Source organism: Gammaproteobacteria bacterium, from assembly GCA_019911805.1.
Classification (GTDB): domain Bacteria; phylum Pseudomonadota; class Gammaproteobacteria; order Thiohalobacterales; family Thiohalobacteraceae; genus JAHJQQ01.
Genome location: JAIOJV010000051.1, coordinates 19111 through 43505 on the forward strand (window position 1 = coordinate 19111; position 24395 = coordinate 43505).

Here is a 24395-nt window from a genome sequence, read left to right on the forward strand (position 1 = left end):
ATGATCGCTGCCATCATCCACGGGTCGATCCGCAACCGTGTCCTGGTGCTGTTGCTGACGCTGATCCTGGTCGGCTGGGGCATCTGGGCCGTGCGCACCATGCCGCTGGATGCCATCCCCGACCTGTCCGACGTGCAGGTCATCATCAAGACCAGTTATCCCGGCCAGGCCCCGCGCGTGGTGGAGGACCAGGTCACCTATCCGCTCACCACCACCATGTTGTCGGTGCCGGGGGCGGTGACGGTGCGCGGTTATTCGTTCTTCGGCGACTCCTACGTCTATGTGATCTTCGCCGACGGCACCGATCTCTACTGGGCGCGCTCGCGCGTGCTGGAGTACCTGTCCCAGGTGCAGAGTCGGCTGCCGGAGGGCGCGCGGCCGGCACTCGGGCCGGATGCCACCGGTGTGGGCTGGGTCTACGAGTACGCGCTGCTCGATCGCAGCGGGCAGCACGACCTTGCCCAGCTGCGCAGTCTGCAGGACTGGTTCCTCAAATTTGAACTGCAGGCCGTGCCGGGCGTCGCCGAGGTCGCGACGGCCGGCGGCATGGTCCGGCAGTATCAGGTCGTGGTCGATCCCGACCGGCTGCGGGCCTACCAGCTGCCGCTCGCCAAGGTCAAACAGGCGATCCAGCGGGCGAATCAGGAGGTCGGCGGCTCGGTGATCGAAATGGCCGAGGCCGAGTACATGGTGCGTGCGACCGGTTATATCCAGGACGTGGAGGATCTGCGCCAGGTACCACTCGGGCCGAACGCCAACGGCACCCCGGTGCTGCTCGCCGATGTCGCCGAGATCCGTCTCGGTCCGCAGCTGCGTCGCGGTGTCGTCGATCTGGACGGCGAGGGGGAGGTGGTGGGCGGCATCGTCGTCATGCGCTGGGGTGAGAATGCGCTGACGACCATCCACGCCGTCAAGGCCCGGCTCGCGGAGCTGGCCCGCAGCCTGCCCGCGGGCGTCGAGATCGTGGAGACCTATGACCGCTCCAGCCTGATCGAGCGCGCCATCAAGACCTTGCAGGGCCAGCTGATCGAGGAGCTTCTCGTCGTCGCCCTGGTCTGCGCGGTGTTCCTGTTCCACCTGCGCTCCTCGCTGGTGATAGTGATCTCGCTGCCCATCGGCATCCTCATCGCGTTCATCCTCATGCGTCTGCAGGGCATCAATGCCAACATCATGTCGCTCGGTGGCATCGCCATCGCCATCGGCGCCATGGTCGATGCGGCCATCGTCATGATCGAGAACGTGCACAAGCATATGGAGAACGAGGAGGTCACGGCGGAGAACCGCTGGGAGGTGATGGCGCGCGCCGCCACCGAGGTCGGCCCGGCCCTGTTCTTCGCGCTGCTGATCATCACCCTGAGTTTCCTGCCGATCTTTACGCTGGAGGCGCAGGAGGGGCGCATGTTCGCGCCGCTGGCCTATACCAAGACCTACGCCATGGCCGGCGCGGCCCTGTTGTCCATCACGCTGGTGCCAGTGCTGATGGGTTGGTTCATCCGCGGACGTGTGCGCCCGGAGGCGCGCAACCCCATAAACCGACTGCTGATCGCGGCCTACCGACCGATGATCGATGCGGTGCTGCATGCGCCGCGGCTGATGCTGGCGCTGGCGCTGCTGATCGCGGCGTCGATGGCCTGGCCATTGGCGGGCTGGTGGCCGCTGGCGGATAAGCTGGGGGCGGAGTTCATGCCCGAGCTGTACGAAGGCGACCTCATGTACATGCCGACCACCTTTCCGGCACTGTCCATCGGCAAGGCCGAGGAACTGCTGCAGCAGACCGACCGGCTCATCAAGACCGTGCCCGAGGTCAAGCGCGTCTTCGGCAAGATCGGCCGTGCCGAGACCGCCACCGACCCGGCGCCACTGACCATGGTGGAGACCATCATCCAGCTCAAGCCAGAATCCGAGTGGCGCGAGGGCATGACCCTGGAGCGGCTGCGCGCGGAACTCGACCGGCGCGTGCAGCTGCCGGGCGTGACCAATGCCTGGGTCATGCCCATCAAGACTCGCATCGACATGCTGGCCACGGGCATCAAGACGCCGGTCGGTATCAAGATCGCCGGACCGGATCTGACGGTGATCCAGCGTATCGGTCAGGACATCGAGACCGTACTGCGGGACGTGCCCGGCACCGCCAGCGCCTTCGCCGAACGGGTGGTCGGCGGGCGCTACGTGATGGTCGACATCGACCGTGTCGCGGCCTCGCGCGTCGGATTGAACGTCGCCGACGTGCAGGAGATCGTACGCACGGCGGTCGGCGGCATGAACGTCACCGAAACGGTCGAGGGGCTGGAACGCTATCCGGTGAATCTGCGCTACCCGCGCGACGTGCGTGACTCGCTGACGACCTTGCGTCTGCTGCCCATCGTCACGCCCAGTGGCGAGGAGGTGGCGCTGGCCGATGTCGCAGCGGTACGCATCGAGGACGGCCCCGGCATGATCAAGAGCGAGAACGCGCGGCCCAACGGCTGGATCTATGTCGACATCCATGGCCACGACCTCGGCTCCTATGTCGAGGCGGCCCGCCGTGCGGTCGCCGAGCGGGTCGCACTGCCGGCCGGTTATTCACTCAGTTGGTCGGGTCAGTACCAGTACCTGGAACGCGCCAAACAGCGCCTGGCCCTGGTCATTCCGGTGACGCTGGCCATCATCGTACTGTTGCTCTATCTCAATTTCCGGCGCCTGGCCGAGGTCCTGATCATCCTGGGCACACTGCCCCTGGCGCTGGTGGGCGGTCTGTGGCTGCTCTACTGGCTTGACTACGATCTGTCGGTCGCCGTGGGTGTCGGTTTCATCGCCCTGGCCGGGGTGTCGGTCGAGATCGGGGTGATCATGCTGGTCTACCTCAACCAGGCCTATCAGCGCCATGTGCAGGCGGCCGAGCGTGAACAGCGTGCGGTGAGCCGGGATGAACTGCGGCAGGCCGTGATCGAGGGCGCCCTGCTGCGGGTACGCCCGATCATGATGACCGTCGCGGCGACCATCGCCGGCCTGCTGCCGATCATGCTCGGCAGCGGCACCGGTTCGGAGGTCACACGCCGCATCGCCGCGCCTATGGTCGGTGGGATGGTCAGCGCCACCGTGCTGACGCTGCTGGTGGTGCCGGCAGTCTTTCTGGTCTGGCGGGGACGCGCGCTGCCGCAAGGCTGATGCGCGCTGCCGTGAGTGGTATGCGCGGCGGTGTTGGCATGGAGAGATAGTGACGGCCCTGCTGGGCATGGGTATCTGAACAGGCCGCATGGAACATTGATCTGTCTTGATCTCCTGGGCGCTGCTGCCAGGTAACCTCGACACGGATCAGATCAGGATCGGATGAGCAAGCCTGTGGTTCGTTAGGCGCTTACCTTCATTTGATTGCAGGCCGATCTGCGTGCCTCATCGAACAGGGTGTAGACCACGTTCTGGCGCCCTGGGAAACTATGGTTTGCCCCCTGTTGCATTTTTGTTGAAATGAACGACACTAACGCTGGCTGAAGGCGAACCCAGCGTATCGCTTGGCGTTGCCGCCGATACTTCTACATTTGAATTGGAACCACATGGAGATTGATCTCTACCAGGTCTTGAAAGACAACCACTTGATTCTGCTCTTTCTTGTCATTGGCGGAGGCTATCTGATCGGCAACATCAAAGTATTCAGCGTGCCCGTCGGTTCGACCATCGGTGTCTTGCTGATTGGGCTGAGTTTTGGTCACTATGGCTTGACGATTCCCTCCGAAGTCGGATCATTCGGCTTTGCACTTTTTATCTTTTCGGTTGGGCTGCAGGCAGGTCCGAGTTTTTTTACGGCTTTCATGGAGGATGGCAAGAACTACATAATCCTTGCTGTCGTGGTAGTGACCACTGGTCTGGTCACCGTCATTGCACTGTCGCGCTTGTTTGGCTTCACGCAAGGATTCGATGCGGGGTTGATGGCGGGCGCGCTGACCAGTACCCCGACGCTCGCTGCAGCCCAGGACGCTGTAAATAGTGGCCTGGCTGGTGGCGATGAGGCAACCCGGCAACAGATCATCGAGAATATCGGTGTCGGGTATGCACTCACCTATTTCGTCGGAACCATCCTGGTAATTCTTCTCATCCGTTATGTTCCGCGGATCTTAAAAATGAATCTCGAGGCGATGGCCCGTACTTATGCCAAGGACAAGGGCCTGCTGCCGGGTCGACGTCGCGGGCCCAGCGAAGCGGAAAATCTGCCTGTCATCAGAGCCTACAAGGTCACTCCCGATTCCTATGGCAAAACCATCTCGCAACGTGCTGCAGAGCTGACCGAGATCGAAGGGGTGGTGCTGAAGGTGTGTCGCGGCGGTAAATTATTAGAACCCGACCCCAAGCTCGAATTGCAGGAGGGTGATGTCTTGTCGGTAATCGCCAGCCTCCAGACACATCAGTGGGTACGGAAAAACCTTGGCGGTGAGGAAGTCCTCGATGCAAGCTTGCTTAACTACCACGTCATCTCTCAAGAGATCGTTGTACTTAGTGGGCATGTGCTGGGCAAACAGATTAAAGAACTCAACCTTGCTTCCACGTACGGCTGTTTCGCTACCGGTCTTAATCGCACGGGTATCCAATTGCCGATTACCGATGAAGTGACCCTGAATAAGGGCGACCGCATCCAGATCATCGGTGAAGAATCCCACCTGCGCGAGTTGGCTTCTTTGCTTGGGCATATCGAGCAGGAAATTGAAGAGACTGACTTGGCGACTTTCTCATTGGGCATCGTCATTGGATCATTCGTCGGTCTGATTACATTCTCGATCGGTGGTATCAGTGTGGGCCTGGGCACCGCAGGTGGTCTGCTCATTGTCGGACTTGTGTTGGGTTATCTGAGTTCGATGAATCCGACGTTCGGACGAGTGCCGGGTGCCGCACGCTTTCTTCTCATGGAGCTGGGACTCTTGTTGTTGATGGCCTCGATCGGTCTTAATGCCGGTGGTGGCATCGTGGAGGGACTGCTCGAGCTGGGCCCGTTGATCATCGCGAGTGCGGTTCTCGTCACTACGCTTCCACTGAGCATTGGTTATTTGGTTGGCCGTAAGTTATTGAAGATGAATCCGGCATTGCTGCTCGGGTCGCTTGTCGGTGCGATGACCAGTACGCCAGCACTTGCGGTCGTTGCCGACGCTGCGAACAGCAGCGTACCGGCGATTGGCTACGCAGGCACGTACACTTTTGCCAATGTCTTTCTGATCTTTGCCGGGACTTTCCTGATGACCCTGTGACGCATTGAGCTTTGACTTCTATACGTACTTATCCCCCTGCGGTGTTGTGAGTTATTAAATCTTTGCAGCTTCCAAGGCTGCAACCGTTCGGAAGCAGGCAAAGAGAGATCGCTGTAACATTAATACCTTACTCCCACTTTAGCCCAAAACAGATCATTAGGAATCTTACCAACACGGTCAGATCGAGTCCGACTACTACACAGTAATGAAACACAAGATGAAACATGAGATGAAACATGCGCTGAATCCGCAGACCAGGCCTTGCTTACCGTCCGGTTGACGCCAAGCCCGTAAGCAGGTAGCTTCGGCGCCGGCATCACTCTTAATCGTCGCGTATGAATCTATCGCTGCACAGCATGACGGGTTACCGGCGGGCAATCGTCGGATTGCTGCTGCCGGCCTTTGTGCTGCTGGCGTGCTTCCCGTTTCACTATCATCTGCACCCGGTCGATGCCGCCCATCACGACGGTGTCCTGGGCACGCACGATCATGCGCACCATACGCTGGATCGGCATGTCCTCACGGACATCGGCAAGGTCGCCCATCACGCCGACAGCCACACCATCGACCCCGGCGCGGACCTCGTCTTCAAGTCGGCCGCACCGCAGTTGCCGCCGTTCATCCTGGCATTCATTCTGCTGCTTCTGCTGGTCGGTGAGCCGCTGACGACGCGCTTCGCGCGGTCGCCGGTGGGCCGCCCGTCCCATCTCCGCTGGCAAAATTCTCCCCCTCTGCGCGCTCCGCCGCACGCCTGATCCCAGCGCAGTTCGTACAGCCGTGCGGCAGGCGTGGCCGTTGTGCCGTGTCCGCCTCCCGCACCGATCCGTAGCCCACATTTCGAGACCGCCTGTCGGTCCGAGGAACCGTATCCATGCGATTCCGGGTAGCAGTCGCCACGTTTTTCTGGTTGCTCGTCGCTGACGCCAGTGCCGTACCGCTCACGCTGGGCGAGGCGGTCGCGCGCGTCCTGGAGAGTAACCCACAACTGCAGGCCGCCGATTTCGATGCGCGCGCGGCGGCCGAGCGCATCCGTCAGCAGGGCCAGTCCACGCCCTATACGGTCGGACTGGAACTGGAGAACCTGGCCGGCTCCGGTGAGGCCAGCGGCGTGCGCGGTCTGGAGACCACGCTCAGCCTCGGCCGGGTGCTGGAATCCGGCGGCAAGGCGCAGCGGCGGGGCGAGGTGGCGCGCCTCGAGGCGGGGCTGCTGCGTCATGCGCAGGATGCCCGCCGTCTGGATCTGTTGGCGGAGACCGCGCGACGCTTCCTGACGCTGGCGCGCGTGCAGGCGGAACGGGAACTCGCAGAGGAACGCGTCGAGCTGATGCGCCGCACCCAGCACGCGGTGGAGCGGCGCCACCGTGCCGGCAAGGCCGCGGACGCGGAACGCGGTCGGGCACAGATCGCGCTGGCGCGCGCGGAACTCGCCCTGGAGGAGACCGACCATCTGCTGTTCAACGGCCGGCGCGACCTGGCGGTGCTGTGGGGAGTGTTCCCGCCGGCCTTCGAGCGCGTGCACGCCGAGCTCGTCCACCTCGAGGCGGAACCGACATTCGACGAGTTGGAGCAGAGGCTCGCGCGCAATCCGGCCGTGGCGCAGCTGGCCACTGCCGAACGCCTCGCCGAGGCGCGCCGGCAGCTGGCGCACACGCGTGCGCGTCCGGACGTGGAGGCGCAGGCCGGTGTACGGCATCTCAATGCCAGCGATGACGTCGGCCTGGTGCTGTCGCTGCGTCTGCCGCTCGGCAGTGCCGGCCGCGCCGCCGCCTACGAGGCGGAGGCCGCGGCGCTCGCGGCCCGCGAGCCGCTGCTGGCACAGGACCGACGCCTGGCGCTGCGCGCCGCGCTGTCCAGCCTGCACCAGGAGCTCCTCCATGCGCGCGACCGCCTGGAGGCCTATCAGGAGCGTATCCTGCCCGCCGCCCGCAAGGTCCTGGACGACTACAGCCAGGGCTACGCGGCGGGCCGTTACTCGCTGCTGGAGTTGAGTGCCGCCCAGGAGAGTCTGCTGGAGGCACGCCTCGAGGTCCTGTCGGCCGCCGTCGAGTACCACGCCGCACGTATCGAGATCGACCGTCTGATTGGCGTCGCGCCCGCGGGCAGTGCCTCCCCCATTGGAGTCGAACCATGATCCATCATCTTCTTGCCATCGCGTTGATGGCCGGCAGTCTGTCGTACGGTACGCTGTTCATCACCACTGCGATCGCGGCCGAGGGACTGCACGGTGCCGATGCGCACGGTCATGCCGATGAGCACAACCATGCCGATGAGCACGGTGACGCGGAGATCCCCAAGGGCCCGCACGGCGGCAAATGGTTCGAGCACGACGGCTTCGCCATCGAGCTGGTGCTCTACGAGACCGGCGTCCCGCCCGAGTTCCATGTCTACGCCTATCGGGACGGTAAACCGCTGGCGCCGGGTGCGGTGGACGTGGAGGTCGCCCTGACCCGCGTCGATGGCCGGGTGGATCGTTTTACTTTCAGGCCACTGCAGGATTTTTTGCGCGGCCAGGGCGTGGTGTACGAACCGCATTCCTTCGATGTCGCGATCAGCGCGCGGCATGCGGGCGAGACCTACACATGGCATTTCTCCAGCTACGAGGGCCGTACCCGGATCCCGGCGGAGCTGGCACGCGCGGCCGGCATCGAGACCGAAACCGCCGGACCCGCAACCATCACGGAGACGCTGCCGCTCACCGGTCGGGTGCAGACCGACCCGGACCGCATCGCCCGGGTGCACGCGCGCTTCCCGGGCGTGGTGCAGGATATCGAGGCGCGTCTGGGTGAACGCGTGCAGGCGGGTGCCATACTCGCGCGCATCCAGAGCAACGAGAGTCTGCAGACCTATGCGCTGCGGGCGCCCATCGGCGGAGTCATCCTGCGCCGCGACCTGCAGCGCGGCATGGCCACCGGCGATGCGCCGCTGTTCCTCATCGCCGACCTGTCGCAGGTGTGGGTGGAGCTGGATGTCTTCACCCGCAGTCTCGGTACGGTGCAGGTGGGCCAGCCCGTACGCATCGAGGGTCTGGGTGCCGGCCCGGATCGCAGCGGGCACATTGACTGGATCGCGCCACTGGCCGCGCACGCCAGCCAGAGCGTGCAGGCACGGGTGGTGCTGGACAATGCCGACGGCACACTGCGTCCGGGTCAGTTCGTGCGTGCCCGCGTCGCGGTAGCGGAACATCCGGTTCCACTCGCCGTGCGCCAATCGGCCCTCCAGCACTTCCGCGATTTCCGGGTCGTGTTCGCCCGCTTCGGCGAGACCTACGAGGTGCGCATGCTGGAGCTCGGCCGGCAGAATAGTGAATGGGCTGAGGTACTCGGCGGTCTGGAGGCCGGCACGGAATACGTCACCGGCAACAGCTATCTGATCAAGGCCGACGTCGAGAAATCCGGCGCCAGTCACGACCACTGAGGGACGCGCGATGTTGAACTGTATCGTTGCCGCCTCACTGGCCCACCGCTGGCTGGTGCTCGCGCTCGCGCTGGGTGCCGCGGCACTCGGCGTGTACAACTTCAACCGCCTGCCCATCGACGCCGTGCCGGACATCACCAACGTCCAGGTACAGATCAACACCGCTGCGCCGGGCTATTCACCGCTGGAATCGGAGCAGCGCATCACCTTCCCGGTCGAGACCACCATGGCCGGGCTGCCGCGTCTGGCATACACCCGTTCGATCTCGCGCTATGGCTTGTCGCAGGTCACGGTGGTGTTCGAGGAAGGAACGGACATCTACTGGGCGCGCCAGCTCATCAACGAACGGCTCTCCGAGGTGAAATCGCAGCTGCCCGAGGGCATCGAGCCGGCCATGGGGCCGATCGCCACCGGGCTGGGCGAGATCTTCATGTACACGGTCGCCAACGCCGAGGGCGCGCGGCACAGTCCCATGGCGCTGCGCACCGCGCAGGACTGGATCGTGCGGCCGCAACTGCGCCAGACCCCTGGCGTCGTCGAGGTCAACACCATCGGCGGCTACACGAAGCAGTTCCACGTGCTGCCCGATCCGGACCGGCTGCTGGCCTTCGACCTGACGCTCCAGGACGTGATGGCCGCACTGGCGCGCAACAACCGCAACACCGGCGCCGGCTACATCGAGCGCTTCGGCGCGCAGTATCTGATCCGCTCGCCCGGCCAGCTCGCCGGCATCGATGACATCCTCGGCATCACGGTCGCCAGGCGCGATGGCGTGCCGATTCCGCTCGCGGACGTCGCCGCGGTCACGCTGGGGCACGAACTGCGCAGCGGCGCCGCGACCCAGGACGGTGAGGAGGTCGTGCTCGGTACGGTGTTCATGCTGGTGGGCGAGAACAGCCGCGTCGTCGCCAAGGCCGCGGCCGAGCGTCTTGAATCCATCCGGCCATCGCTGCCCGAAGGCATGGAGATCAACACGCTCTACGATCGCACGACGCTGGTAGACAAGACGATCGCCACGGTCGAGAAGAATCTCGCCGAAGGCGCATTGCTGGTGATCGCGGTGCTGCTGCTTCTGCTGGGCAACTGGCGCGCGGCGCTGATTACCGCGGCGGTGATCCCGCTGGCCATGCTGATGACCGTCACCGGCATGGTCGAGTCGCGGGTGTCGGGCAATCTCATGAGTCTGGGCGCGCTGGATTTTGGCCTGATCGTCGACGGCGCGGTCATCATCGTCGAGAACTGTCTGCACCGGTTGGGTGCCCACCAGCGCCTGCACGGTGGGCTGCCCGATCTACAGGAGCGGCTGCGCATCGTGCGCGAGGCCACCGTCGAGGTGATCCGCCCCAGCGTGTTCGGCGTGCTGATCATCATGATCGTCTATGTGCCGATCTTCGCGCTCAGCGGCGTCGAGGGGAAGATGTTTCATCCCATGGCGTTTACCGTCGTCACCGCACTGCTCGCGGCGCTGGTGCTGTCAGTAACGGCGGTGCCGGCCGCCGTGGCCCTGTTCGTCAGCGGGCGCGTAGCGGACACGGACAACCGTGTCATGGGCGGGCTGCGTGCGCTCTACGCGCCGGTCCTGCGGCGGGTGCTGGCCTACCGCTGGCCGGTGGTGATCGCCGCGGCTGCGCTGGTGCTGTTCGCCGCGTTCCAGACCGCGCGCATGGGCGCCGAGTTCATGCCCAGCCTGGACGAGGGCGACATGGCCGTCCATGCGCTGCGCATACCCGGCACCAGCCTGAGCCAGGCGGTGGCGATGCAGGCGGCGCTGGAGGCGCGGCTCGACGCCTTCCCCGAGGTCTCGCACGTGTTCGCCAAGCTCGGCACGGCCGAGGTGGCCACCGACCCCATGCCGCCCAATGTCGCCGACACCTATCTCATGCTCAAGCCGCGCGCGCAATGGCCCGACCCGGCCAAGCCCAAGGCGGAGCTGGTGGCGGAGATCGAGGCCGCGGCGCGCGCCATCCCGGGTAACAACTACGAGTTCACCCAGCCCATCGAGATGCGCTTCAACGAACTCATTGCCGGCGTGCGTGCCGACCTCGCCGTGAAGGTCTACGGTGACGATTTCGATACCCTGGTGGCGCTTGCAGAACAGGTGGAGGCAGCGGTGGCGCAGGTCCCCGGGGCGGCCGACGTCAACACCGAACAGGCGACCGGCCTGCCCATGCTGAGCGTCGTGCCCGATCGCGAGCGGCTTGCGTACTACGGCCTGGACGTGGCCACGGTGCAGGAGACACTGCGCATCGCCATGGGCGGCGCGACGGTGGGACAGATCTTCGAGGGCGACCGGCGCTTCGCTCTGGTGGTGCGTCTGCCGGAATCGCTGCGCACCGACATCGATGCCCTGGCGCGGCTGCCGGTCGCCCTGCCGCGGGACCGCCGCGACGCCAGCGGGCGTGAGATCGCCGGCGATGCCGCTGCGCTGGGCGTGGCACGCAGCGTCCCGGTCAGCATCCCGCTGGGCGAGGTCGCCGACATCGGCTTCACCGAGGGCCCGAACCAGATCAGCCGCGAGAACGGCAAGCGCCGCGTGGTCGTCACCGCCAATGTCCGCGGACGCGATCTCGGCCGCTTCGTCCAGGATGTTCAGGCTACGGTGCGCGAGCAGGTGGACCTGCCGGCGGGCTACTGGCTGGATTATGGTGGCACCTTCGAACAGCTCATCTCGGCGGCCAGGCGCCTGTCCGTCGTGGTGCCGGTGACGCTGCTGATCATCTTCGGACTGCTGTTCATGGTCTTCAACTCGGCCCGGGACGCGGCCCTGGTGTTCAGCGGCGTGCCGCTGGCGCTCACCGGCGGTGTGGCGGCGCTGGCGCTGCGCGACCTGCCGCTGTCGATCTCGGCCGGCGTCGGCTTCATCGCGCTCTCCGGCGTGGCGGTCCTCAACGGCGTGGTGATGCTGTCCTTCATCCGCGACCTGCGCGCGCAGGGCATGGCGCTGGAGCCGGCCATCGTCCAGGGGGCACTGCGGCGCCTGCGGCCGGTGCTGATGACGGCGCTGGTGGCCAGCCTCGGCTTCGTGCCCATGGCGTTCAATGTCGGCACCGGCGCCGAGGTGCAGCGGCCGCTGGCGACGGTGGTGATCGGCGGCATCGTCTCGTCGACGCTGCTCACCCTGCTGGTGCTGCCGGCGTTGTACCGGCTGGTCTACAGACCGGCATAGCGAAACGGCCCGGCGGGCCGCGGGCGTTTACGGCGCAAAGCGCTGCAGTCACTGCCGTCCCATAAACCAAACACCACATGCGCCACGGAAGCACACGGAAGGCACTGAAATGAAGCCGCGTCGCAGAGGCTCTGCCTCGGTGCCTGACGGCCGATATGGGCTGTTGGATGAGGCCTATGATCTTGTCCGTGTTGTTCCGTGTGCTTCCGTGGCCGAAATGAGTTTTTCAGGGGAGATGTCACGGGGCGCTGCGCTAGCGTGCGCTGCGGGCCAGGATCTCGGGTGCGGGCAGTCTCATCGTCCGCGTCTTCCACAGCGCGTACAGCACCGGTACCACGAACAGCGACAGCAGCGGCGCGGTGAACATGCCGCCGAGCAGCGGGGCGGCGATACGCTTCATCACGTCGGAGCCGGCGCCGTCGCTGAACATGACCGGCAGCAGGCCGGCGACGATGACGGCCACCGTCATGAGCTTGGGACGTACGCGCAGCAGCGCCCCCTGGACCACGGCGGCCCGCAGTGCGGCCGGGTCGGTGAGGCGGCCATCGTGCTGGAACTCGTCCAGGGCGTTATCGAGATACAGCAGCATGATCATGCCGAACTCCGCGGCGACGCCGGCGAGCGCGATGAAGCCCACGGCCACGGCGACCGACAGGTTGTAGCCCAGGATGTAGGTCAGCCAGAAGCCGCCGACCAGCGAAAACGGCATGCACATGGCCACCAGCAGCACGCTGGGGATGCGGCGGAAATACAGGTACAGCAGCACCAACACGATCAGCGTGGTGATCGCCACGACCCAGTACAGCCGCGTCTTGGCGTGCAGCAGGTTTGCGTACTGGCCGGCCCAGGTCATGGCGTAGCCCGCGGGCAGGGTAACCTGTGCAGCCAGCGCCTCGCGGGCCTCCGCAACGTAGCCACCGAGATCGCGCCCTTCGATGTCGACGTAGACATAGCCGATGAGACGGCCGTTCTCGCTCTTGATCTGCGCCGGGCCGTCGACGACGTTCAGTTTCGCCAGCGTGCCCAGCGGCACCTGCTCGCCGCCGGGTGTCGTGACGCGGCTCGCCGCGATGGCCTGCAGGGAATCGCGCATACCGCGTGGATAGCGCAGGTTGATGGGGTAGCGTTCGCGGCCGGCGACGACCGTGCCGATGTTTTCACCGCCGATGGCGCTCTGCACGAAGCGTTGCACATCGCGCGCACTGAGGCCGTAGCGCGCCGCCTGCGCCCGGCGGATCTCCACGTCCACGTAGCGGCCGGCGGCCACCCGTTCGGCGAATACCGAGCGGGTGCCCGGTATGCCGCGGAGCACACCCTCCATCTCCTGCGCCAGGGTGGCGATACCGTCGAGGTCCGGGCCGCTGAGCCGGATACCGACGGCGCTGCGCACGCCGGTGGAGAGCATGTCGATGCGGGTGCGGATCGGATAGCCCCATGAATTGGTCAGTCCTGGCAGCTGCACCGCGCGGTCGAGGCGGCGGATGAGGTCCTCGACACTGCCGCCGTCCGGCCATGCACTGCGCGGTTTGAGCAGGATGGTCGTCTCCAGCATCGACAGCGGCGCCGGGTCGGTGGCGCTGTCGGCACGCCCGGCCTTGCCGAACACCCGCTCGACCTCGGGCATCTGCGCGATCAGCCGGTCGGTGATCTGCAGGATGTTCGCCGCCTCGTCGATGGACAGGCCGGGCAGGGTGGTCGGCATGTACAGCAGATCACCCTCGTAGAGGGGCGGCATGAACTCGCTGCCCAGGCGCGTGATGGGCCAGAGCACGGTGGCCGACAGCAGTGCGGCGATGATCAGAGTGGGCCCGGCATGGTCCAGCGACAGCAGCAGCGCTGGGCGGTAGAGGCGTTGCAGGAAGCGGTTCAGCGGGTTGCGGTCCTCGCGCAGGATGCGGCCACGGATGAAGGCGCCCATCAGTACCGGTGTCAGTGTGACTGCGAGCCCGGCGCTGGCGGCCATGGCGTAGGTCTTGGTGTAGGCGAGCGGCGCGAACAACCGGCCCTCCTGACCGGTCAGGGTGAATACCGGCAGGAAGGACACGGTGATGATCAGCAGCGACACGAACAGCGCCGGCCCGACCTCGACCGCGCTGGCGCGGGCCACGGCCCAAGGGTCGGGGGCGGGGCCGGCGCGCTCCAGGTGCTTGTGCATGTTCTCGATCATGACGATGGCCGCATCGACCATGGCACCGATGGCGATGGCGATGCCGCCCAGCGACATGATGTTCGCCGACACCCCCTGCTGCTGCATGACGATGAAGGCCGTCAGGATGCCGATCGGCAGGGTGATGACTGCCACCAGCGACGAGCGCAGGTGGAACAGGAACAGCAGGCACACCAGCGCGACGGCGATGGATTCCTCGACCAGCTTGGCGCGCAGATTGTCCACCGCGCGCGTGATCAGCCCGGAACGATCGTAGGTGACGACGATCTCGACACCCGGCGGCAGGCCGTTCTTCAGTTCCTCCAGACGCGTCTTTACCCGCGCCGCGGTCTCCAGGGCATTGTGTCCATGGCGCATGACGACGATGCCGCCGGTGACCTCGCCCTCACCGTCGAGATCCGCCACGCCGCGGCGCGGCGCCGGGCCGGTCTGCACATCCGCGACGTCGCGCAGGCGCAGCGGCAGACCACGCGTATCGAGCCCGAGGGGGATGTCACGGAAATCGTCCAGCGTGCGCAGGTAGCCGTCGGTGGTGATCATATATTCGGCGTGACCCATCTCCACCACGGAGCCGCCGCCGGCGACGTTGCTATCGCGCACTGCCCGGCCGACCCGGTCGAGGTCGAGGCGGTAGCGTGCCAGACGGTCAGGGTCGACCTCGATCTGGAACTGCCGGACCATGCCGCCGACGCTGGCGACCTCGGCCACGCCCGGCAGGCTCTGCAGTTCGTACTTCAGGAAGAAATCCTGCAGCGCACGCAGCTCGCCGGCATCGTAGCGGTTGTCACGATCCACCAGGGCGTATTCGAAGATCCAGCCGACGCCCGAGGCATCCGGGCCGAGCGCCGGTGCGACACCGTCGGGCAGGCGTGTGCCGAGCTGGGAGAGCTGTTCGGTCACGCGGTTGCGCGCCCAGTAGGGCTCGGTGCCGTCGGCGAAGATGACGTACACATAGGACTCGCCGAACATCGAGAAGCCGCGTACGGCCGTCGACCCCGGCACCGCCAGCAGGGCGCTGGCCAGCGGATAGGTGATCTGATCCTCGACCAGGCGCGGCGCCTGTCCGGGATAGCCAGTCTTGACGATGACCTGGATGTCGGACAGATCGGGGATGGCATCGAGCGGCATGTGGCGGGCGGACTGCACGCCCCAGACCGTCAGGACCAGTGCCCCGAGCACCACCAGCAGACGGTTGTCCAGCGACCACTCGATGATGCGCTGCAGCATGCCTACGGCCCGCTTCGCAGCCGCTGGATGCTGTCGTTCAGGGAGGCGGCGGCATCCAGCAGGAACTGGCCGTTCACCGCGACCTCGGCACCCGACTCCAGACCGGCGGCGATCTCGACGAACGCCTCGGTCTCCATACCGGTCTCCACCGGCACGGGCAGAAAATGGCCATCACCGCGGCTCAGCATGACGCGTGCGCCACTGCCGGTGCGGATGATCGCCGAGCGCGGTATGGCCAGTACCGTGCGGGCCGCACCGCTGACGACGACATCGACGAAGCTGCCGGGGACCAGCCGCTGTTGCGGGTCGCGCACGGCCAGGCGCGCCTTGCGGGTGCGGGCGAGGCCTTCGACCACCGGGCTGGCGAATTGCAACGTGCCGCGCACCCGCAGCCGTCCGCTGTCCTGCGCCCGTACCGCCACCGGATCGCCTTCCCGCACCCAGGCGAGCTGATCAGGATAGAGCTCGAAGTCGATCCACAGCGCTGCGGCATCGGCCAGCGACAGCAGGGTCTTCGCAGGCGTCACATAGTCGCCTTCGCGCACGTCGAGCCGCGTGACGAAACCCGTGCGCGGGGCACGCACCGTCACGATGTCCACGGTACGGCGCTTTTCGTCGAGTGCGGTGAGGGTGTCGCGGTCGATGTCCGTATAGGCGAACTGCTCGCGCAGCCGGATGCGCTCACGCGCCAGGCTGGCGGCCACCCGGGCACTCTGCCCGACGAGGTTGGTTATGCCGGCCAGCAACTGGTCGCGCCGCTGCAGCAACTCGATGTATTCGCGCTGGCGTTTCACCAGCGCCGGTGAATAGATGGCATACAGAGGGGCACCGGCCTGCACGGTCTGACCGACGGCATTCACGTGCAGGCGTTTCACCCAGCCGTCGGTCTTGGGCGTGATGTTCAGGCTGGTGGACTGATCGAGAACGATCTCGCCATAGGTGCGGATGTCACGACTCAGTTCGCGCTCCGTGGCCGTCGCCAGACGCACGCCCATGCGCTGACGGGTGGCGGTGTCGATGGTTACGCCTGTCGTGGCATGCGCATGGTCGTGTTCGGCCTTCACCAGGTCCATGCCGCAGATGGGGCAGTCGCCGGGGTGGTCCTGGACGATCTGCGGGTGCATGGGACACACCCAGGCCTCCGTCACCTCGGGCGCGATCGCGATGGCGGGCAGCGCGGTGTCTGCCGGCGTCCCGTTGGCCGACATGCGCGGGCGGGCGCCGGCCGCGGGGTCGGTGTAATAGGCATAGCCACCGAGCAGCGAGGCCAGAAGGACGATGGAGATCGGCAGGATGCGTCGCATAATCATGCACGGTCGCGGGGATAGGGGCTGTGCCAGGGGGCACCGGTGGAAGACCGGCCGGTACAGGTGGATGCAGGCCCCTAGTGGGGGTCCGTCGCGTCGCGGACCAGCCTCATCTTGCATTCCGGACAACGGCCCGGCTCGTGACTTTCGACCTCGGGGTGCATCGGGCAGTACCAGAGGTCATCGCCGTCGGCCTCGAGGTCGTCGACGATCTGGCCGACGGCCGCCATCTGTTGGGCCGGCGGATGCGTCGTAGCCTCGGCCGCCCCTGCAGGTGCGACCATCAGGGCGCAGGTGGCGACGGCGAGCGCGGCGATGAGGCTGCGGACGGTGTACCAGTGAAAGCGGTGCATACGGAATCTCCCGGGTTGCAACGGTAGTCAATGTGATGGTGGAGACGGGGTGGCGGGGACCCGCCACCCCGTAGGCGGTCAGCGCACCAGGATCTGATCACCACGACCCATTTCGGGGTCGGCGTCATCGGAGAACATCAGTACGGCGATCGCGCCGGTCAGCGCACTCTTCATCGAATGGGTGACGATGGCGTTGGCGCCCTCGACCGGCGAGATCAGGTCGAAGGTGGCGGCATCGCCGGGACCGACCACGAGGCTCTGCATGCCCACCGTGACGTTCTGAGGGTTGCCGCTGGCATAGACACGGTCCCAGATACCGGCGATGGGATGGAAGGACGAGAACTCGTTGGGACCGGCGTTCACGAAATAGATGCGTACGCGTTCGCCAGGCTTGGCCTGCAGCCAGCGGGTGGCGGCCGGGTCGTGTACCGGGTCATATTTGAAGATGCCGCCGTTGAACATGACGTTGCTCCACTCGTTGCGCATCATCGCTTCCTTGGCATCCGGGTTCGGATACAACTCGGACTGGATGAGCACATACTCGCGATCCGCCTTGGGCATGGCGTTTGGATCCTTGGGGTCCACGATGATGGCGCCGAACATGCCGCGGGCGATGTGCTGGATCATCGGATCGGAGCCGCAGTGATAGAAGAATATACCGGGATAATCCGCCGTGTAGGTGAAGGTCTTGGTCTCGCCCGGCTTGATGGAGCCGAAGTCCTCCACCACGTCCACCCGCGCGGCATGGAAATCCATCGAGTGAGAGTTCTTGTTTTCCTTGTCGTTGACCAGGGTGAACTCCACCGTATCCCCTTCGGTGACCCGCACGAGCGGACCCGGCACCGTGCCGTCGAAGGTCCAGGTCTTGTACATCGTACCCTTGTTGTCAATCGGCAGATCGACCTCTTCGACATGAATGGTGACCTTGACGACCTCGGCAAGGACCGGTGCGGACAGTACAGTCAGTGCCGCCGCCAGTGCGATCGCGTGGCCAGCGTGGTTATGTATCGACATGTTCATTCCTCGTTATTGGTTGCTACCGCAGTTACAGACATGGCGCAGATATGCCACCATTTCCTCGATCTCTTCCGCCGACAGGACGTTGCCCCAGGCCGGCATCAATACCGATTTGTTCACCGCCAGGCCACCATCCCGGATGGCATGGAGGAGCTCCTCGTCGGGGATGTCGGTCATGCCCTTGGCGTCGCTGTGGTCGCGCGGCTGTACGGACATATGCTGGCTGTTGATGCCGTTGCCATTGCGCTCGATGCCGTGGCACTGCACACAATAGGTGTCGTAATTGCGTGTGGCACGTGCGTGCACATCGGATGCCGCGCCGGCAGGTGCCGCGAGCAGCATCAGACAGGCCACGGAGACGGCTGTGGAGATGCGTATCGATAGCGATCGGATGGGATTCATGGCGTGGCCCCCTTGCTGTTGAGTTGGACGATGTAGCCCGTGAGCCGCTGCAGATCCGGCTCGGACAGATCCAGCGTGGGCATCCAGATCCCCGGATCGAACGCCTGCGGGTCTTTGATGTAGGCGTAGATGTAATCCGGCTGCAGGCGCTCTGCCGCCGTATACAGTTCCGCACCGCTCGCTGCGCCGGCATCGGGCTCGGCACTGTGACAGGCCCCACAGCCGCGCAGTTTATTGAAGAACATGGCACCCATCCTGGCGTTGACCTTGCCGCCCTTGTAGGCGTCGGGCTGCACCAGGCCATCCGGGGCCGTCAGTGTCATCAGATACTCAGCCGCAGCCTTGGCGTCGGCGGCCGATAGCTGCAGGTGCGGCTTCAGCGTCGTTTCATCCACCGCATCCTCCGCATCGGTCGCCTTGATGTGCTTGGTGTAGAACTCGCCGGCTGAGCGGATGCGCGTCGGCTCCTGCAGCCAGGACTCCAGCCAGGCCTGGTTGAACTTGCTGCCGGCGTAATGCAGATCCGGACCCTTGCGCTCCCACAGATGGGTGAGGCCGGGTTTCTCCGGCTTCACCACCGCATGACAGGCGATGCATTGGGATTCGACGATGGTCTGGCCGTTCTGGGCCTGGGCAGAGGCGGACGCGACCAGCCCTACCGCCGCGGCAATGAAGGTTATTCGTTTCATGTGCGACTCCTTTGTTACTCGATGGCCTGTCCCTGGAAGACCGCTGCGTCATACATGCCATGCGGCTTCTTCAGGGATTCTTCATAGTAGAAATCCGGTGCGAACTGCTTGTCCTTCCAGGCGTAGAAGTCGTCCTTGGCGCTGATCTCGGTGTACTCGATCACCGTCATCATGCCGCCCATGGGTTTGTCGCCGTTCAGGGTGTGTGTATCGACGTGGTCGTGGACCATCCAGCGACCGGGGTTGTCGGCCCGCAGGATGAGGTCGTAGCGTTCACCCGGATGGACCACGATCGTATCGGCCTCGTAAGGGGCCGGCAGTGGACGGCCATCCTTGAAGGCCACCTCGAAGACGTGTCCATGGATGTGGATGGCATGGGCGAGATCACCGGCACCGATCAGCCGCAGGCGAACCACGTCGCCGCGGCTGACGCGGAGTGGTTGTGAATCCGGATAGGCCTTGCCGTTGATGGTGAAGAAATCGAAGACATCACCCGGTACGCCACCGTAGCCGGGCTTGAAGGCCCAGGCGGAGGCCCAGTCGGACAACATCAGGATGAAGTCCTTGGTGACCTCCTTCTCGATCGGTGTGGGTTCCTTCGGGTCGATGATGAAGGGGCCCCACATGCCGCGCATCGTGACATGCTCGTTGACGTTGACGTGACAGTGATACCACATGGTGCCCGAGGGTTCGGCGGTGAACGTGTAGGTGAAGGTGTCCCCGGGTTTGATGGCCGGCTGGGTGACATCGGGTACACCGTCCATCTGCCAGGTACCGCGCTGCAGCAGTCCATGCCAGTGGATGGTGTGTGGCAGGGTGGTGAGGTTGTTGACGTTGACGGTGACCTCGTCACCTTCCTTCACGTGGATCAGGGGACCGGGGACCTGCCCGTTGAAGGCGAAGGTATGGAAATCCTGCTTGCCCACGAGGGTTATCTTGGTGTCCTCGATGTTCATTTCGAACGTGTGCGCCTCCGCCCAGCCCAGAGTCGGCGCGGCGCACGCCAGGGCTAGGGACGTCAGCATGGCGGAACGGCAATGGTGAATTCTTGTCGCAGGTGTCGTGTTCACTCCGGCCTCCGATCGGTCCAGTCTTAAAGGTGCATGTAAGATACATCTTAAAGATTGTCTGTCAAGAGTTCTTGAACGCGCTAGCGACTACACTGTCTCTTGAAGGACTGGCCGCCGACGGCCCTGAATACACCGCTTGTATAATGGAATTCGAACCGGCAGCATGAGTCGCAAGCACGTGGCGACCGCGCTGACCGGTCAGCGGGTGGAGAAGACGATGCAACTGACACGATTCACCGACTACTCACTGCGCACCCTGATGTACCTGGGGCTGAACGACGAGCGCCTGGTGACCATTGCCGAGATCGCGGAGATGTACCGGGTCTCGGAGAACCACCTCATGAAGATCGTCCACCGCCTCGGCCAGTACGGCTATATCGAGACGGTGCGTGGCAAGGGGGGTGGTATGCGGCTCGCACGGCCGGCGGAGGAGATCCACATCGGTGAGCTGGTCAGCGATACCGAAGAGAACATGGATCTCGCCGAGTGTTTCAACCCGCGCAATCGCGATTGCCCGATGCTGCCCGAGTGCGCGTTGCAGGCCGCGCTCATGGTGGCGCGCGCGAGTTTTCTGGAGACGTTGAACAACTATACTGTGTCGGATCTCATCGCCAATCAGCATGCCGGCGGTGAGGTGGTGGTCAAATTTCTTGAGCGCAAGAACAAGGTCCGCGGGAAACACAGCTGACAAGGGCTGTCCGGAGTGTGTGCCGGGCAGGTCGCGAGGTGACCGCGGGGGCGGATCGGGGTTGGAATCGGCCGGCCGCGCTCAAGGTCGCCCGACACGATAACCATCAGATGAGGTGATGCATGCGCGGATTCGTACCACCGGATCCCGAGACCGGGGTCTCGGACGTGCGGTTTGCGGTGATCTACACGCTGCGCCTGAACCGCACGCGCTTCCCGGCGGGGAACGTCGAGGTCGTGGACTCGGAGGCGGCGGCGCAGGCCGGTGCCGACCCCGCGGAGAACCGCTATCCGGCATCGGTGATCGGTCCCTCCAAGTCCTCCGAAGGGCAGTTCATCTACTACCTGCAACGCTGGCTGTAGGCCTCAGTCTCCCGAGACCTTGCGGGCCACCGTCTGCTCGCGTGCGAAATCAAGCATGCGTTGGGTGGAGCGCAGGGCCTGCACACGGATCGCCTCATCGACCCGGATCTCATTGCGGCCCGTTTCCAGCACCTCGGCGAGATTGCGCAGGTCGTTCATGGCCATCCATGGGCAGTGCGCACAGGACACGCAGGTCGCACCCGCGCCGACGGTCGGGGCCTCCAGGAATTTCTTGCCCGGTGCCGCCTGGCGCATCTTGTAGAGGATGCCGCTGTCGGTCGCCACGATGAACAGGTCATTGGGGAGATCGTGCGCGGCCCGGATGAGCTGTGTGGTCGAGCCCACCACGTCGGCCAGCGCGATGATGTTCTCGGGTGATTCCGGATGTACCAGCACCGCCGCCTGGGGGTGCTGCCGCATCAATGCCTGCAGCGCGCTGGCCTTGAACGCCTCGTGCACCACGCAGGCACCCTGCCACAGCAGCATGTCGGCACCCGAGACCCGCTGCACGTAGTGGCCGAGATGACGGTCCGGCGCCCAGATCAGCTTCTCACCGCGTGCAGCCAGATACTTGGCGACATCCACGGCGATGCTCGAGGTCACCACCCAGTCCGCACGCGCCTTCACCGTGGCACTGGTGTTGGCGTACACGACCACGGTACGGTCGGGGTGGGCGTCGCAGAAGGGCACGAAATCCTCGGCCGGGCAGCCCAGGTCCAGTGAGCACTCCGCCTCCAGCGTCGGCATGAGTACACGTTTTTCCGGGTTGAGGATCTTGGCCGTCTCGCCCATGAAGCGCACCCCGGCGACGATCAGGGTCGAGGCGGGGTGTTCGTTGCCAAAGCGCGCCATGTCGAGGGAATCGGAGACGTAGCCACCGGTTTCCTCGGCGATCCGCTGGATATCTTCGTCAGTGTAGTAGTGCGCGACCAGCACCGCGTCCTGCTCCTTGAGCAGCCGCTGGATGCGGGCCCACAATTCCTCACGCTCGCCCGGGGCATAGTCGGGCGCCGGCGTGCTGCCGGGCAGTGGAAATACCTGGGTGCGCGGTGCCGGAACGCGCGGATCGTCTTGCAAGGCCTTCATCGGACTCTCCTGCCCCGAATTCAATGGAACCATTTTACTGTGGATCCGTTCGCAGAACACCCTTCCCGGCGTGGTGGGAACTCCGATACAGGCGTGGATCGCGTCAATCGGCCGCAGGCGAGGGTGGATACCCAACCCCGATGCAAACGCCGCATGGCAGTTTCACTGCCGCGGGGGCGGTATGCGCACGGCGCACGCCCTCAGGATCTTGGGACTGGTACCGCTACTATAGCCGGTACACACCCAGGTATCCCTCACATGAAGCCCAGTATTCTTCGCAATCTGTTGGCTGCCAGCCTCGTATTCGGCCTTGCCATGGGCGGTTCATTCCCGCTCTTTGCGCGGCTGTTCGTCGACTTCAAGCCGGGCATGCTCGGCTGGTTCGTCGCCAGTTGTCTGGTTGCCGGTGTGATACTGGGCATCGCCAACTACTGGCTGGTGAACGCCATCCTGATCCGCCGTCTACGGCATATCTCACGGTTTGCAGATGCCATCAGTCAGGGCGATATCTCGCAGCATTACGACCTGCAGAGCCAGGATGTGGTCGGCGATATCATCGCCAGCCTCAATCGGATGAGCGCCAGCCTGCGCGAAGTGATCGCCGAGATCGACCGGGCCACGACGCAGACCGCGAGGTCCGCCGAGCGGCTTTCCACCATTACCGACGAGACCCGGCAGGGTGTGGAGAGACAGCAGGTCGAAGTCGAACATGTCGCGACTGCCATGAACGAGATGGCCGCCACCGTCCATGAGGTGTCGCGCAATGCCGAGCTGGCGGCGGCCGCCGCCAGGCAGGTCGATACGGAAGCCGCCAGTGGGCGGCGGGTCGCGGCTGACGCATTGCACAGCATCGAGACGCTGGTGGGCGAAATGAGCGAAACCGCGGGCGCGATCGAGATATTGCAGGGGGAATCCGCCGGCATCGGTGTGGTCACCGAGACGATCAGGGGGATCGCCGAGCAGACCAATCTACTGGCACTGAACGCGGCCATCGAAGCGGCACGTGCCGGAGAACAGGGGCGTGGCTTCGCGGTGGTGGCCGATGAGGTACGGGCATTGGCAAGGCGTACCCAGATCGCGACCCAGGACATCCGTGCGATGATCGAGCGGTTGCAATCGGGGGCCGGCGATGTGGCCGGCTCCATGAATCAGGCCAACGTGGCGGCGGGGCAGTGCTCGGAGCAGGTCGGGAAGGCCGCACAGTCGCTGGCGGGCATCGCGGACGCAATATCCAACATCAACGACATGAACAGTCAGATCGCGACGGCAGCCGAAGAACAGAGTGCGGTGGCGGTGGAAATCAACACCAACATCAGCTTTATCCACGACGCCATGGAACAGGCGGCGGCGACCGTACAGCAGGCCGATACGGCGAGTGGTGATGTTGCGGATCTGGCGGCGCAGGTGCGGCAGCTGATGACCCGTTTCAGGCTTTGACAACCACATCCGACCCGCATCAAACCCGTCCCTTGCGTGACCTCCCGGGTCACTGCCCGCAGCCCAGCCTATCCCCCCGTCACCCGCAACGATACGATCAGATCGACGATCGCCGGGGCTGTCTGTGGCGTGTGCAGGTGTGAATTGCCGACGCAGTAGATCAGTCTCAAGTCCGACAGGTGCCTAGAGCGTCGCCAGGCTGTCTGCGGCGACCTCGCGCACAACGGCGTCCGGGTCCTGCAGCAGCGCCTCGATGTGCGGGCGCGCCGCCGGGTCGTGGCCGAGTGCCAGGGCGTGACAGGCGTCGGCGCGCACACGTGCGTCCGCATGCCGTGTCAGGGTGGCGAGAGGTTCCGTCATGGCGCGCAACGCCGCGCTGCCCTCCAGATGCTCGAGGGTGGCCGCGGCACCAAGGCGTACCTGCAGTGTGGCCTCCGGATCGCCGAGCAGCGCGACCAGCACGGCGGCATGCCGTGGCTCGCGCTCCACCAGCGCGGCGATGTCCGCCAACCGGCCCTCATCGAACAACTCGCTGAAATAGTCCGTCATGCCTTGCGGTGAGGCGCTGCGCTCCACCCAACGGGCGAGTTCGGCCGGCGAGCGCAGACCGGTCAGTTCGAACGGTCCCAGCCGCAGCCAGGGCACGCTGCGCACCCCATGGGCCTGGGCGACATCGGGGCGCTGGTTGATATTGACCACCTCCAGACGACCGAGCCGGCCCTGTTTGATCAGCTCGCTCAAGCCGGCCAGCACCGTGGGGCAATGTGGACAGCCGTTGGCGATCAGCAGCAGGGCGT

Annotated in this window: 17 protein-coding genes and 1 pseudogene; 9 read left to right on the forward strand and 9 right to left on the reverse strand. The window is 65.0% G+C overall.

Going from position 1 to position 24395, the window contains the following annotated elements:
• From K8I04_05275 to K8I04_05300, 6 genes are all read left to right on the forward strand, one after another.
• Window positions 1–3147 carry an efflux RND transporter permease subunit gene (locus K8I04_05275; GenBank protein ID MBZ0071119.1) on the forward strand — a complete coding sequence of 1049 codons (3147 nt, stop codon included), beginning with the start codon at window positions 1–3 and terminating at the stop codon, window positions 3145–3147.
• Between the two features lie 386 nt (window positions 3148–3533).
• Window positions 3534–5213, forward strand: coding sequence for a transporter (locus K8I04_05280; protein ID MBZ0071120.1), 1680 nt, complete (start codon window positions 3534–3536; stop codon window positions 5211–5213).
• A gap of 335 nt (window positions 5214–5548) precedes the next feature.
• Complete coding sequence (locus K8I04_05285) at window positions 5549–5968, forward strand: hypothetical protein (protein MBZ0071121.1); 420 nt, start codon at window positions 5549–5551, stop codon at window positions 5966–5968.
• Window positions 5969–6084: 116 nt separating this feature from the next.
• Window positions 6085–7344, forward strand: coding sequence for a TolC family protein (locus tag K8I04_05290; protein MBZ0071122.1), 1260 nt, complete (start codon window positions 6085–6087; stop codon window positions 7342–7344).
• Complete coding sequence (locus K8I04_05295) at window positions 7341–8627, forward strand: efflux RND transporter periplasmic adaptor subunit (protein MBZ0071123.1); 1287 nt, start codon at window positions 7341–7343, stop codon at window positions 8625–8627. The genes K8I04_05290 and K8I04_05295 overlap by 4 nt, the downstream gene beginning before the upstream one ends.
• Window positions 8628–8637: 10 nt before the next feature.
• A complete protein-coding gene (locus tag K8I04_05300) occupies window positions 8638–11793 on the forward strand; it encodes a CusA/CzcA family heavy metal efflux RND transporter (GenBank protein MBZ0071124.1) in 3156 nt (1051 codons plus the stop codon).
• A 253-nt stretch (window positions 11794–12046) separates the two neighbouring features.
• On the opposite strand, the gene K8I04_05305 is transcribed toward K8I04_05300, so the two are convergent.
• From K8I04_05305 to K8I04_05335, 7 genes and pseudogenes are all read right to left on the reverse strand, one after another.
• Window positions 12047–15187, reverse strand: a complete 3141-nt coding sequence (locus K8I04_05305; GenBank protein ID MBZ0071125.1) for a CusA/CzcA family heavy metal efflux RND transporter — start codon at window positions 15185–15187, stop codon at window positions 12047–12049.
• A gap of 2 nt (window positions 15188–15189) precedes the next feature.
• Window positions 15190–16497 (reverse strand): efflux RND transporter periplasmic adaptor subunit, encoded by a 1308-nt coding sequence (locus K8I04_05310; protein ID MBZ0071126.1) that lies wholly within the window; start codon window positions 16495–16497, stop codon window positions 15190–15192.
• A gap of 98 nt (window positions 16498–16595) precedes the next feature.
• Window positions 16596–16778, reverse strand: a pseudogene (locus K8I04_05315) (hypothetical protein).
• 147 nt (window positions 16779–16925) lie between these two features.
• Complete coding sequence (locus K8I04_05320; protein ID MBZ0071127.1) at window positions 16926–17861, reverse strand: multicopper oxidase domain-containing protein; 936 nt, start codon at window positions 17859–17861, stop codon at window positions 16926–16928.
• Between the two features lie 12 nt (window positions 17862–17873).
• Window positions 17874–18266 (reverse strand): cytochrome c, encoded by a 393-nt coding sequence (locus K8I04_05325; GenBank protein ID MBZ0071128.1) that lies wholly within the window; start codon window positions 18264–18266, stop codon window positions 17874–17876.
• Window positions 18263–18955: a cytochrome c gene (locus tag K8I04_05330; GenBank protein MBZ0071129.1), complete on the reverse strand. Its 693-nt coding sequence runs from the start codon at window positions 18953–18955 to the stop codon at window positions 18263–18265. The genes K8I04_05325 and K8I04_05330 overlap by 4 nt, the downstream gene beginning before the upstream one ends.
• Window positions 18956–18969: 14 nt before the next feature.
• Window positions 18970–19980 carry a multicopper oxidase domain-containing protein gene (locus K8I04_05335; GenBank protein MBZ0071130.1) on the reverse strand — a complete coding sequence of 337 codons (1011 nt, stop codon included), beginning with the start codon at window positions 19978–19980 and terminating at the stop codon, window positions 18970–18972.
• Between the two features lie 262 nt (window positions 19981–20242).
• Between K8I04_05335 and K8I04_05340 the strand changes: the two genes are divergently transcribed.
• Both K8I04_05340 and K8I04_05345 read left to right on the forward strand, forming a co-directional pair.
• Window positions 20243–20713, forward strand: a complete 471-nt coding sequence (locus K8I04_05340) for an Rrf2 family transcriptional regulator (GenBank protein ID MBZ0071131.1) — start codon at window positions 20243–20245, stop codon at window positions 20711–20713.
• 122 nt (window positions 20714–20835) lie between these two features.
• Window positions 20836–21075, forward strand: coding sequence for a hypothetical protein (locus tag K8I04_05345; protein MBZ0071132.1), 240 nt, complete (start codon window positions 20836–20838; stop codon window positions 21073–21075).
• A gap of 3 nt (window positions 21076–21078) precedes the next feature.
• On the opposite strand, the gene nadA is transcribed toward K8I04_05345, so the two are convergent.
• Entirely contained in the window at window positions 21079–22161 is a 1083-nt protein-coding gene (gene nadA / locus K8I04_05350) for a quinolinate synthase NadA (protein MBZ0071133.1), read from the reverse strand.
• A 258-nt stretch (window positions 22162–22419) separates the two neighbouring features.
• On the opposite strand from nadA, the gene K8I04_05355 reads away from it, so the two are divergent.
• Window positions 22420–23598, forward strand: coding sequence for a methyl-accepting chemotaxis protein (locus K8I04_05355; protein MBZ0071134.1), 1179 nt, complete (start codon window positions 22420–22422; stop codon window positions 23596–23598).
• A 183-nt stretch (window positions 23599–23781) separates the two neighbouring features.
• Here K8I04_05355 and K8I04_05360 read toward each other — a convergent pair.
• A partial coding sequence (locus tag K8I04_05360; GenBank protein ID MBZ0071135.1) for a HEAT repeat domain-containing protein occupies window positions 23782–24395 on the reverse strand: 614 nt, incomplete at its 5' end.

Coding starts and splice junctions, on each gene's coding strand:
- K8I04_05275 (MBZ0071119.1), top strand. CDS start 1: ATGATCGCTGCCATCATCCACGGGTCGATCCGCAACCGTGTCCTGGTG.
- K8I04_05280 (MBZ0071120.1), top strand. CDS start 3,534: ATGGAGATTGATCTCTACCAGGTCTTGAAAGACAACCACTTGATTCTG.
- K8I04_05285 (MBZ0071121.1), top strand. CDS start 5,549: ATGAATCTATCGCTGCACAGCATGACGGGTTACCGGCGGGCAATCGTC.
- K8I04_05290 (MBZ0071122.1), top strand. CDS start 6,085: ATGCGATTCCGGGTAGCAGTCGCCACGTTTTTCTGGTTGCTCGTCGCT.
- K8I04_05295 (MBZ0071123.1), top strand. CDS start 7,341: ATGATCCATCATCTTCTTGCCATCGCGTTGATGGCCGGCAGTCTGTCG.
- K8I04_05300 (MBZ0071124.1), top strand. CDS start 8,638: ATGTTGAACTGTATCGTTGCCGCCTCACTGGCCCACCGCTGGCTGGTG.
- K8I04_05305 (MBZ0071125.1), bottom strand. CDS start 15,187: ATGCTGCAGCGCATCATCGAGTGGTCGCTGGACAACCGTCTGCTGGTG.
- K8I04_05310 (MBZ0071126.1), bottom strand. CDS start 16,497: ATGATTATGCGACGCATCCTGCCGATCTCCATCGTCCTTCTGGCCTCG.
- K8I04_05320 (MBZ0071127.1), bottom strand. CDS start 17,861: ATGTCGATACATAACCACGCTGGCCACGCGATCGCACTGGCGGCGGCA.
- K8I04_05325 (MBZ0071128.1), bottom strand. CDS start 18,266: ATGAATCCCATCCGATCGCTATCGATACGCATCTCCACAGCCGTCTCC.
- K8I04_05330 (MBZ0071129.1), bottom strand. CDS start 18,955: ATGAAACGAATAACCTTCATTGCCGCGGCGGTAGGGCTGGTCGCGTCC.
- K8I04_05335 (MBZ0071130.1), bottom strand. CDS start 19,980: ATGCTGACGTCCCTAGCCCTGGCGTGCGCCGCGCCGACTCTGGGCTGG.
- K8I04_05340 (MBZ0071131.1), top strand. CDS start 20,243: ATGCAACTGACACGATTCACCGACTACTCACTGCGCACCCTGATGTAC.
- K8I04_05345 (MBZ0071132.1), top strand. CDS start 20,836: ATGCGCGGATTCGTACCACCGGATCCCGAGACCGGGGTCTCGGACGTG.
- nadA (MBZ0071133.1), bottom strand. CDS start 22,161: ATGAAGGCCTTGCAAGACGATCCGCGCGTTCCGGCACCGCGCACCCAG.
- K8I04_05355 (MBZ0071134.1), top strand. CDS start 22,420: ATGAAGCCCAGTATTCTTCGCAATCTGTTGGCTGCCAGCCTCGTATTC.